Source organism: Bacillus sp. NPDC094077, from assembly GCF_050279465.1.
Classification (GTDB): Bacteria; Bacillota; Bacilli; order Bacillales; family Bacillaceae_G; genus Bacillus_A.
The window spans coordinates 38596-48968 of record NZ_JBNNUF010000017.1 but is presented as its reverse complement, the minus strand read 5'-3'; the positions used below and the strand labels follow the sequence as shown (position 1 = coordinate 48968).

The following is a 10373-nucleotide window of genomic DNA, read 5'->3' as shown; positions in this document are numbered from 1 at the left end:
AGGTGATGGAACAAGAACAAAAGGAATTCGTAAAGGACTATAAATATACTTAAATTAAAAAACAAGGGAGAGAAGAAAAATGAAAAAATTAGAAGCAGGAAAAGTAAAAGCGTATGGATCATTTATGGCAGTAACATTAGCAAAGAAAAGTAAACCAGGTGATGGAACAAGAACAAAAGGAATTCGTAAAGGACTATAAATATACTTAAATTAAAAAACAAGGGAGAGAAGAAAAATGAAAAAATTAGAAGCAGGGAAAGTAAAAGCATATGGATCATTTATGGCAGTAACATTAGCAAAGAAAAGTAAACCAGGTGATGGAACAAGAGCAAAAGGAATTCGTAAAGGACTATAAACATTATTAAATTAAAAAATAAGGGAGAGAAGAAAAATGAAAAAATTAGAGGCAGGAAAAGTAAAAGCGTATGGATCATTTATGGCAGTAACATTAGCAAAGAAAAGTAAACCAGGTGATGGAACAAGAACAAAAGGAATCCGTAAAGGACTATAAACATTATTAAATTAAAAATAAGGGAGAGAAGAAAAATGAAAAAATTAGAAGCAGGGAAAGTAAAAGCATATGGATCATTTATGGCAGTAACATTAGCAAAGAAAAGTAAACCAGGTGATGGAACAAGAACAAAAGGAATCCGTAAAGGGCTATAAACATTATTAAATTAAAAAATAAGGGAGGGGAGAAAAATGAAAAAATTAGAAGTAGGGAAAGTAAATGCATACGGATCGTTTATGGCGGTAACCCTAGCTAAGACAAAGAAGCCAGGTGATGGAACTAGGGCCAAAGGACTTCGTAGGAGTTAAAAATAGTGAAATAGAAAATTAGATTTATGAACTATCTAAGAAGAATAGTGGAATTCTAGTTCTACTATTCTTCTTAAAAGATGAAGGAGGAGACAATTGTGCTATTAAGAAAGAATTCTAATACTGTCACTTCTAGTGCTAATGAGGAGGAGACAATTGTGTTGCATATTAGTGAAGGAGAATACTATGGTCTAGAAGGTGTACATAAGGAAATTTGGGATAATTTTAACAAGGATTTCTTTGAAAAAACATTAATTGTAGAAGAATTTCTATCTAATTTTGATAATCCCAAAGAGGAGATTCAAAAATTGGTGGATGCAAGTGTAAAGGATTTAATTAATTATAAATTACTACTGGTTGTTGATAAAAATGAATAATTCTAAAGAATATTTTGTTGCTTTACATAATTTGGTTAGAGGGCTGTTAATTGAGAATCCATTTGATGTTGTTTTTAATAAAGTTGCTATTCAGTTCTTTCCAATGTATGAAAGTGCTCAAAGGAGAAAAGCAATGCCGATAGATTTAAAAGAATTGATAACATTTAGTAAATATTTATATGAAATGGATGAACAAGATGCTTTAATCGCCTCATGTGTATCTATTTCTTTAACAAATCAAATTGTCCTATATTCAAATGGAATTGATGCAAAATTAATAATTGGATTTAAAAAAATAGATGAAAAGTTACATTCTCATGCTTGGGTTGAATTAGAGAATGGCGAAGTTATTGATCCTCAAAATCATCTTGGAAAATTACAAGTAATGCATGTATTTAAAATGAGAGATGGAGTTGAAAGGTGGGTTACAGAAAATGAAAATGTGGATAGCTATGTGGGGGGAAAATAATAATTTAAAAAACCAATGGAGCAAGAATCTAAGAAATTGGTTAAGTTCAATGAAGATAAGTAACCAACTAAATTTTGATAGAGAGGGATTTTTTTTAAGTGAAGTTGATTTCTCTTTTAAAGGCTCTCATAAAAAGAGCAATGAACAAATTTCCTCTTTAGGTACTCCATTAATTTTGAACGGTGTACTAAGTGATTCCTTAGGCCATTCTTATATTGAAAATTTAACTTCAAAGGGAAGGGCAAATCTGTATAAGAGTTTAACCTCAAATATCGATAATCAATTACAAAATGCTCACGGTGATTTCACAATTACATATGTTGATCGGAATATGGATAATCTTATAATCGCTAATGATATTTATGCGACGAGACCGATTTATTATTATAAACATCCAAATGACGATTTCTTTTGTGCATCAAATGATTTAAGAATTTTGTTATTAAATTATGAAATTCCTTTTACGATTAATTACAATGCTTGCTTAAATTACCCAACTACACAATTTGCGATTAGTGAAGCGGAATTTAGTAATGAAACATTTTTTCAAGGTATTTATCGATTACCACCAGCTTCAATTTTACAATGGAATAAAAATGATAAACTAAACCTTCGTTCGTATTGGGGACTAAATAATCTACTAAATACAGTGAAACATACGAATATTACAGATTATGTAGATGAGTTCCGTCAGACAATGCTAGATGTTGTTCAACTTCGTATATCAGATACAAAAACAATCTTAGATGTGAGTGGAGGTTTAGATTCAGGAAATATTTTAGGTGCTGCAATCGCCAATGGCTCTAGTTCCTCTATTTTTGGAGTTAATCTATCTTTTGAATCTAACGACATGTCATTTAGTCATGATAAAGAACTTGTGACTAAATTATTGCAAGATTTAAATGTTGATCATGCCATTATTATGGGTGATGATATTAACAAGATTTTAAATGCAGAAATAGGAAGAGATCCAATGTGGTATATAGATGGACCTGATCCACGAGGAAACCCTTTGTATGATGAAGTTGTGGCTGGAATTTCTATTGAAATTGGTGCCGATCGTTCTATATCTGGCGACGGTGGAGATTATGTAGCGAGTGGAGAGGAATTAGTCATTGATTCTTTACTTAGACAGAAAAAGTTTAAAGAAGCAGTATCAAAATTATGGAATTGGTCTGATAAAAAGGTAGGAGGGTTCCTGGATAAATCATTTACTTATGGTATTGCACCATTTATTCCAGGATTAAATGAAAGGTTATACTATAAGACCGTTTGGGCTGAAAAAGTGGAAGCAAATATGCCATTTTTTACCCCAGAACATATGGAACGTGAGAATAAAGGTAATCAAAGAGAGTATGAACAGTATAAAAAAAGTAAGGATTTTAAACTCTGGGGGCACAGATATCACTATGACTATTTATATCCTAGAGCCAGATGTTTGGATACAACTAGAGTAGCAACGGATTACATGTACCCATTTTATGATAAAAAAATGATCGAGCTTAGTTTTTGTGTTCCACCTGAAGAGCATTATGATTTACTAGAAGGTCATAAAAATGGATATTATAAAGGATCTAAACAGCTGATGAGAAAAGCGTTTAAAGACGTTTTACCAGATTATTTATTGAATAGAAAAATAAAAACGACGTATGCACACATGGCTAGAAAATGTTTGTTAAATGAAAAACAAAATATTTTACAATTGTTCTCAAAAAATAAAAAGAATTTTGTAGCGGAATTAGGGATTATTGATAAGGAGAAATATAGAGATCATTTAATTGCAATGTTAATAAGATCCAATGATCCGAATAACGACCTAGGGATAAGTTTCCAATACCTTCGTTCAGTTTTAGAATTAGAAATTTGGCTACAAGAAGTTGAAAAGGGAAGAAATTATATTTTAGAAAGAAGTAAGCCAGTGGATCCTCGTAATATAGGAAAATGTATTTTTTCTTCAGAATTAAGACGAGCAACATTCTATTGAAAGTAGAGGAGAGCAATGTTTAATTTTTGTAAAGAGCGAATGCTCAATCTTAAAAGTACGATGAGCATAGCTTTTTTTTTAGGGAAAATAATATGGAAGTCTAGTCCGATTTTGGTCATAGTTTTGTTAGTTTTACTTAGTGCTGAAGGTTTAATTGTCGCCATACAGTTATTTGCCACAAGGGAAATTCTAAATGGAATTACAAATGCAAACCCTGGTGAAAACTACGTATATATTTGGGGGATTGTGTATTGTTCTACATTTGTTATAGGGATTTTCTCTGTGTCAATCACAAGTTGGATTCAAAAGTTACTAGGTGAAAAATCTATGTTGACAATTAATACAACACTTTTAGAAGCTATAGAAAAGATGCCAGGTATGCGATTTTTTGAAGAAACAAAATATAGGGATAAACTTGAGACTTTAAGAGATAGTACAAGTTGGTTACCTATGCAAATAGTTGAATCAACAGGCAGTGTAATAACAGGGGGAATTTCACTAATTAGTATCATCGTAGTAGTGGGTACGCTTTCACCTCTTTTAGCAGTGATATTAATTGTAAGCGCTATTCCTTTTGTTATATATGCCAATAAATTTACTGCAATGGAATGGGTATACGAAAATGAATTCGCATCTAATCGAAGAAAGATGTCATATTATCGAGACAATTTATTAGTGAAAAATACGGTACAGGAAGTTAGATTATTTAATTTGGGTGAATTTTTTTTGAAGCGATATAAAGAAACGTTTGATGTGGTATTTTCAGCGTATAAAAAAATTCAAACAAAATCTTTAATTCCAATTACATTGACTGGTTTATTATCTGGTGGAGTAGCTGGATTAGGTTATTTGTGGGTAACTTATAAAATAAGTAACGCTTCTTTGACAATAGGAGATATCGCCTTATATTTAAGTGCCCTATTTCAATTAAACGTATTATTAAGAAATGTTTCAAATGAATTTGTTGAAACACTTGAGCTTTGGAGAATGGGTGGAGATTTTCATGATTTTGTTAAATTAAAACCGGATATTCAAATCCCTTCCAGTTCAAAACTTGTAGATTTGCATGAAATGAATATTGAATTTAAAAATGTAAGCTTCAGTTATCCAACTAATAAAGAACATAAAATTCTAAAAGGTCTTAGTTTTAGACTGAATGCAAAGCAAAGTACCGCTATTGTAGGAATGAATGGTGAAGGTAAAAGCACAATTGTAAAATTACTTTGTCGATTTTATGATCCCGACGAAGGGGAGATTCTAATCAATAATATAAACATAAAGGAAATAGATATTCAGTATCTTCGTAAACATATTTCCGCCATCTTCCAGTCATTTGGAAAATATGGATTATCAATAGATGAAAACATTGGAATTGGTGATTGCGAAAGAATAGAAAATAAAAAACAAATTCAAGAAATAGCTAAGCGTGTTGGTATACACGAGAAAATTAATAGTTATACAGATTCCTATAAAACAATGGTAGGAAATGAATGGAATGGGATAGAGTTTTCAGGTGGGCAATGGCAAAAAATAGCGCTAGCTAGGGCCTTTTTTAGAAACGCTTCTACCCTAATAATGGATGAACCTACAGCCGCATTAGATATTAAATCAGAAGAGCAATTGTACAACCAATTTTATTTATTAACGAGACAAAAGACAGTACTATTAATCTCGCACCGTTTTAGTACTGTAAAAATGGTGGATTCTATTATTGTGATTAAGGATGGAGAGGTTATTGAACAAGGTTCACATGAGGTGTTAATGGATATGCAAGGAGAATATGCAAAAATGTATTTAATGCAAGCATCTAGTTTTTCTTTAGAGGGGACTGTTAAAAATGAAAATCCTCAATAAGGCATATCATGCTTTTAAATTTATGAGAGAAACATTGTCTTCTTTAAAACTGCTATGGAAAGCTGATAAAGTGGGATTTACCTATATTATGCTAATTAAAATACTGGAATCAATTATTCAGCCATTGCTTATTTGGTTAAGTACTAAGGTAATTGATGATTTATCAAAAGACCCCGCAGCATTATTAAATTCTAGCCTTACGTTTTGGATAATCATTACATTTATTATTCTCACAATCACTGCAGATTTGTTTAATCCTTTTTATGAAGTGAAAAAAAGGCTGTTGGTAGCGAAACTGCAGATGTATATCGATGTATTAATTATGAAAAAAGCCAATACATTCGAGAGTCTTGAATTCTTTGAAGATAAAGAACTGTACAATAAAATAAGGTCTTTTAGAAATAATGAGTATTGGATTACAATGTGGATTGATTTAATCATGAAATCATTTGGAGGCACTGTAAAGATTATAGCTAGCGTTGCATTACTATTTTCTCTATTACCGTGGTATCCATTTCTTCTTTTAATAGTTTCTATTCCAAAACTTATTAAAGAGGTAAATTTAAATCAGGCTACATTTGAAGGTAGGCCAGAATTAATGGAACTAAGAAGGAGAGCTGAATACTATACATCAGTTCCCTTATTACCGCAATTAGCACAAGAGGTAAAATTATTTCACTTAACACCTTTCTTTAAAGAGAAGTATGTTAAGACAGTACAAAAATTGTCTGCAACTTTAAGTAAAGATCAAAGAAAATTAGCTGTTCATAGTCTTCTTTGGGGTTTAATACAATCTTGCGTAATTTCCTTCAGCATAATTTTTATAATTAATGGTGCGATTAATAATGAAGTATCAATTGGAAATGTAGTTTTATTTTTAGGTATGACGATTCAGTTATGTGAAGGAGTTAATGAGTATTTTGCCTTAATTGCTATAGGGGCGAGGGAAGGAAGACATTTAAGAAACTTACTTAATTTTATACAACTACCTAATCCTAAAAGAGTAAATTCATCTTTAGTAGAGAGTCAAGAGAAGGATTCTGGTTTCTATTTATCGCAAGTGGATTTTTCATATCAAAATTCAGAAACAAGTTCTCTTAGTGTAAAAAAATTGCACATACCTCAAGGGAAAATCACTGCATTAGTTGGCGAAAATGGAGCGGGGAAAACGACGCTTATTAAATTATTATTAAGGCTATATAATCCGAGTCAAGGATCGATTTACTATAATAATAAAAACTTAAACGATTATGATTCAACTGAATACAAAAAAAAGTGTACCGCTGTTTTACAAGACTTTGTAAGGTACGAAATGTTACTAGGAGAAAACATAGGGCTTGGTGATGTGAAAAATATTAATAATACTCCTGAGATTCAACTAGCAAGTGATAAAAGCAATGTGAGGGAATTGCTTCCTACTATGACAGATGGATATGATACTCAATTGGGGAAATTATTTGGTGGACAAGAACTATCAGGTGGTCAATGGCAAAGAATTGCTATTGCAAGAGCATTTATGCGTGATAAAGAAGCTGAAATCTTAATATTTGATGAACCAACTTCAGCGCTTGATCCATATGCTGAAGATGAAATATTAAGAACCTTATCAAATTTGGCTGATAATAAAACTGTTATTATTGTAACGCATAGGTTAAGTACTGCAAAACTAGCAAACCACATTATTTATTTGGATAAAGGACAAGTAACAGAACAAGGAACACATGAAGAATTAATAATTAAAGATGGGAAGTATGCTGAGCTATATTCTATTCAGGCTAAGAAATACAGTTAATTTTTAAATGGAAAGATTCGTTTTGTTAACTATAACTCTATACATTGTTTTATGCGAAATCTACTTATAAATCGATTTACAAGTAAAAGGGGGCTATAAAAATGAAAAAAATGTATAGGATGCTATTAATCGTAATGCTTTTAATAGGGTTTAGTAGTTTAACAGAGGATAATATAATAAAAATTTCAGCAGATACAAATAAGGTAAATAAAGCAAAATATACTGTGATGGTTTATCTGGATGGATCTAGTTTAGAGAGTGATTTTGAGCTAGCTTCTGAAGATTTAAAAGAGATGCTGAAGATAGGCTCTTCAGAAGAAGTTAATATAGTTGTTGAAACAGGTGGAGCAAAAAAATGGCATACACCAGAGATTAATCCAGAAACCAATCAAAGGTGGATAATCCAAAAAGATTCATTACAATTAATTGAGGATGTTGGACTGAAAAACATGGGGGAATCATCTACACTAAGCGATTTTATGATTTGGGGTATGGAAGAGTATCCAGCAGAAAAATATGCTGTGATTTTATGGGGACATGGATCGGGATCTGTATATGGATATGGTCATGATGAACGGTTTGGGCTTGATCCACTTACATTACCAGAACTTGAAAAAGCGTTTAAAGACACTTATGAAAAAACAAGAAAAAAATTAGAGGTTGTAGCATTTGATGCTTGTTTAGTTACAAATCTAGAAACTCTTAGTTATATAGATCAGTATGCTAATTATATTGTTGGTTCAGAAGATATGGTTCCAGCTCATGGTTTAGATTATATATATACATTTGAAAAATTATTAAATAAACCAAATATGAATGGGGAAGAGTTGGGAAGAATCATAGCAGATGGTTTTTATAAGCAAGCCGTTGAAAATGAAGAAGAAGATGACGTAGCTATCTCTGTGATAGATTTATCTAAGGTAAAACCTATTACAAAATCTTTTTATGATATAGCAAGCTTATTGAAAGCAGATGTATCAAATGATGATAAATTTCAATCTATCCTTACTGCAAGACATAAGGTAGAGGAGTATGGAAAAATGGATGGACCAGAGGATTCAGAAATGGTAGATTTAGGCGATTTGGCAAAACAAATGTATTCTCAGTATCCATTCTATTCACGAAGAATTATGAGTGCAGTTGATCAGGCTGTAATTTATAATGTGAAAAGCCCTTGGAAACAAGCTACTGGTATTTGTTTGTTTTTCCCATTAGGTGACAGAGAGAGATTTGATGAAAAATTAAAACTTTATAAAAAAAATAACTTCTCCAAAGATTATTATGATTTCCTTGAAATAGTTATTGAGAATCTAAAAAATAATCAATACATGAACGTGAGCGATGAACCTTTATATCCAATTTGATTGAAATGCGTTTGGAAAATAAAAAGTTGTAGTTTCAATGAAAACGAAACTACAGCTTTTTATTTTTATATAATTTTTTATATGGGAGAGGTAATGGGCGGAAATAGGGAAGTTTTAGTAGATGTGTTTTATTTTGAAATTAGTTTGAATGAAGGGGGGGATTTGCTAAATTCACTATGTTGTTCATTTCCTTCTTGGTTCATACTTGCTTGATAAGAAGAAAAGCCTTTATACGTTTTTCTTTTCCATTGCCATAAGCCATTATTTTGATTGAAATCACCATAGTAATGATTGTAATCAAGTTTATTTCCGGTGTTCTTATTAAAATTATTCTTTAGTTAAATCGTCGCAAACTTCTAAGGATAACTGTGTAAAAGTGCGTATTTGCTCGGAAGTTAGGTCGAGAAATTCTGAGCATATGAAATAGTAGAAATCATTCTTCGTCGTAGGAACATTTTGATCGTTATAGACAGATATTGATATGAATTTATCTCAAGAATCACAAAATTCAAATTTAAAGATATATTCACTATAAAAAAGTTGTAAAAATTTTAATGCTAATCCTCCAAAGGCTAGTTGAAAAAACGAATCATCTTGTGTCATTTCATTGACAATTGCATGTAAATCTTGATATTCAATATCAGTTAGAGATATCTCCAATGAATCGGTCAAAACATGAATATACATCAGTTCTCAAAATTGAACGTATTAAAGGTAGTCTTTCCAAGCAACGAATAAAAGAAGATGAAAACACAAAGAAATACTACATTGATCATAATTCTATTCGCTCTACAGCAGACAGTGGTGGCCAACAACTCGTGCGAGGATTAGAGCATCAAATGCTACATGAAATTCAGGCACAAGCAGAGCTGCAAGATTTTATTAATGTCCTCAAAGCACTTGAGCAATATCCCATAGTAGGAACAATACAAGTAATTATGGATGTATTGCCAGATGTTCACAGTGAACATAGATTTACAAAATTGAGTGATAATATCACTAAGAGACGTTATGTAATTGCTCAAATATATTTGGGAAATGGAAAACAATACAACATTATAGAAATTGAACTGGAAAATCGGTCTTTGTCGACGTTGATTTTATCTTCGCTTGTAACTCGTGAATGGAAAGTTATTTATGATCGGCTGCTTGTAAATCTTGTGAATGATAGTGGGAAATGGACAAGTAAGTCATTGAAAAGCCTTGAAGGTCAAGATATTAAGCTGGTAAAAGCTAAACATAGTTCTAAAGGGATTCAGCACAGGGCAGAGGTTTTATCGAACAAATTAAGTTACTAGGTTGAAGTAACAATTATGAAACTTTATGAAAGGGATTATTCTATATTGCATGAGGAAAAAATTAACAGTGGAAGCATGTAATAGAATCTGAAATTAAAATGGACACATTTTCAAGGTCTTCGACGTGGAAAATGCGACGAGTGACATCGCGGCCTTATTCCGGAAAAACCTAGCCCAAGCGAAAGGCTTATCCAAAACGGTACGCGTATCATGAAGGTCTATAAAAAACCATCCTAAAACATTGAAGGACCTTTGTGTGCAGCTCTTTTTTCAAGTAGATAGCCCTTCTCCAATTCTTGATGTTGAAGACAGCGCAGAGAACTTATAGGAGAATTACGGATTGGATAAGAATTTTGATTAAAGGTCCTAGGGGCAATTTTAAAAAAGCTGCATGTTAAAACACGTCTTTTTCCTAT

12 protein-coding genes and 1 pseudogene are annotated in these 10373 nt (G+C 31.8%); 12 read left to right on the top strand and 1 reads right to left on the bottom strand.

Translation table 11 applies throughout. From position 1 onward, the window contains the following. Positions 1–79: 79 nt before the first annotated feature. The 11 genes from ACQKNR_RS25395 (at position 80) to ACQKNR_RS25345 (ending at position 8659) form a co-directional block, all read left to right on the top strand. Positions 80–199, top strand: a complete 120-nt coding sequence (locus ACQKNR_RS25395; RefSeq protein WP_427321714.1) for a lariocidin family lasso peptide — start codon at positions 80–82, stop codon at positions 197–199. A 36-nt stretch (positions 200–235) separates the two neighbouring features. Next, the gene (locus ACQKNR_RS25390; RefSeq protein ID WP_427321716.1) at positions 236–355 is read left to right on the top strand and encodes a lariocidin family lasso peptide; all 120 of its coding nucleotides are present in this window, start codon (positions 236–238) and stop codon (positions 353–355) included. Between the two features lie 36 nt (positions 356–391). After that, complete coding sequence (locus ACQKNR_RS25385; RefSeq protein ID WP_427321714.1) at positions 392–511, top strand: lariocidin family lasso peptide; 120 nt, start codon at positions 392–394, stop codon at positions 509–511. 35 nt (positions 512–546) lie between these two features. Continuing rightward, positions 547–666: a lariocidin family lasso peptide gene (locus ACQKNR_RS25380; protein WP_427321714.1), complete on the top strand. Its 120-nt coding sequence runs from the start codon at positions 547–549 to the stop codon at positions 664–666. Positions 667–702: 36 nt separating this feature from the next. Beyond that, on the top strand, positions 703–819 hold the full coding sequence (locus ACQKNR_RS25375; RefSeq protein WP_427321712.1) for a lariocidin family lasso peptide: 117 nt from the start codon (positions 703–705) through the stop codon (positions 817–819). Between the two features lie 98 nt (positions 820–917). After that, a complete protein-coding gene (locus ACQKNR_RS25370) occupies positions 918–1196 on the top strand; it encodes a PqqD family protein (RefSeq protein ID WP_427321710.1) in 279 nt (92 codons plus the stop codon). Further along, the gene (locus ACQKNR_RS25365) at positions 1189–1665 is read left to right on the top strand and encodes a lasso peptide biosynthesis B2 protein (protein ID WP_427321708.1); all 477 of its coding nucleotides are present in this window, start codon (positions 1189–1191) and stop codon (positions 1663–1665) included. Before ACQKNR_RS25370 ends, ACQKNR_RS25365 begins: the two co-directional genes overlap by 8 nt. Further along, on the top strand, positions 1631–3649 hold the full coding sequence (locus tag ACQKNR_RS25360; RefSeq protein WP_427321706.1) for an asparagine synthase-related protein: 2019 nt from the start codon (positions 1631–1633) through the stop codon (positions 3647–3649). The genes ACQKNR_RS25365 and ACQKNR_RS25360 overlap by 35 nt, the downstream gene beginning before the upstream one ends. A gap of 15 nt (positions 3650–3664) precedes the next feature. Further along, entirely contained in the window at positions 3665–5503 is a 1839-nt protein-coding gene (locus ACQKNR_RS25355) for an ABC transporter ATP-binding protein (RefSeq protein ID WP_427321704.1), read from the top strand. Continuing rightward, positions 5487–7295, top strand: a complete 1809-nt coding sequence (locus tag ACQKNR_RS25350) for an ABC transporter ATP-binding protein (RefSeq protein ID WP_427321702.1) — start codon at positions 5487–5489, stop codon at positions 7293–7295. Before ACQKNR_RS25355 ends, ACQKNR_RS25350 begins: the two co-directional genes overlap by 17 nt. A gap of 101 nt (positions 7296–7396) precedes the next feature. Then, a complete protein-coding gene (locus ACQKNR_RS25345; protein ID WP_427321700.1) occupies positions 7397–8659 on the top strand; it encodes a clostripain-related cysteine peptidase in 1263 nt (420 codons plus the stop codon). A 128-nt stretch (positions 8660–8787) separates the two neighbouring features. Here ACQKNR_RS25345 and ACQKNR_RS25340 read toward each other — a convergent pair. After that, a pseudogene (locus ACQKNR_RS25340) lies at positions 8788–8997 on the bottom strand (hypothetical protein); the annotation flags it as partial. A 321-nt stretch (positions 8998–9318) separates the two neighbouring features. Between ACQKNR_RS25340 and ACQKNR_RS25335 the strand changes: the two are divergent. After that, entirely contained in the window at positions 9319–9957 is a 639-nt protein-coding gene (locus ACQKNR_RS25335; RefSeq protein WP_427321698.1) for a Tn7-like element transposition protein TnsE, read from the top strand. The last annotated feature ends 416 nt before the right edge of the window (positions 9958–10373 follow it).

Bases quoted from the DNA above. Each gene is read 5' to 3' on its own strand.
- ACQKNR_RS25395 (WP_427321714.1), top strand. From the start codon at position 80: ATGAAAAAATTAGAAGCAGGAAAAGTAAAAGCGTATGGATCATTTATG.
- ACQKNR_RS25385 (WP_427321714.1), top strand. From the start codon at position 392: ATGAAAAAATTAGAGGCAGGAAAAGTAAAAGCGTATGGATCATTTATG.
- ACQKNR_RS25350 (WP_427321702.1), top strand. From the start codon at position 5,487: ATGAAAATCCTCAATAAGGCATATCATGCTTTTAAATTTATGAGAGAA.
- ACQKNR_RS25335 (WP_427321698.1), top strand. From the start codon at position 9,319: ATGAATCGGTCAAAACATGAATATACATCAGTTCTCAAAATTGAACGT.
- ACQKNR_RS25375 (WP_427321712.1), top strand. From the start codon at position 703: ATGAAAAAATTAGAAGTAGGGAAAGTAAATGCATACGGATCGTTTATG.
- ACQKNR_RS25345 (WP_427321700.1), top strand. From the start codon at position 7,397: ATGAAAAAAATGTATAGGATGCTATTAATCGTAATGCTTTTAATAGGG.
- ACQKNR_RS25390 (WP_427321716.1), top strand. From the start codon at position 236: ATGAAAAAATTAGAAGCAGGGAAAGTAAAAGCATATGGATCATTTATG.
- ACQKNR_RS25360 (WP_427321706.1), top strand. From the start codon at position 1,631: ATGAAAATGTGGATAGCTATGTGGGGGGAAAATAATAATTTAAAAAAC.
- ACQKNR_RS25355 (WP_427321704.1), top strand. From the start codon at position 3,665: ATGTTTAATTTTTGTAAAGAGCGAATGCTCAATCTTAAAAGTACGATG.
- ACQKNR_RS25365 (WP_427321708.1), top strand. From the start codon at position 1,189: ATGAATAATTCTAAAGAATATTTTGTTGCTTTACATAATTTGGTTAGA.
- ACQKNR_RS25380 (WP_427321714.1), top strand. From the start codon at position 547: ATGAAAAAATTAGAAGCAGGGAAAGTAAAAGCATATGGATCATTTATG.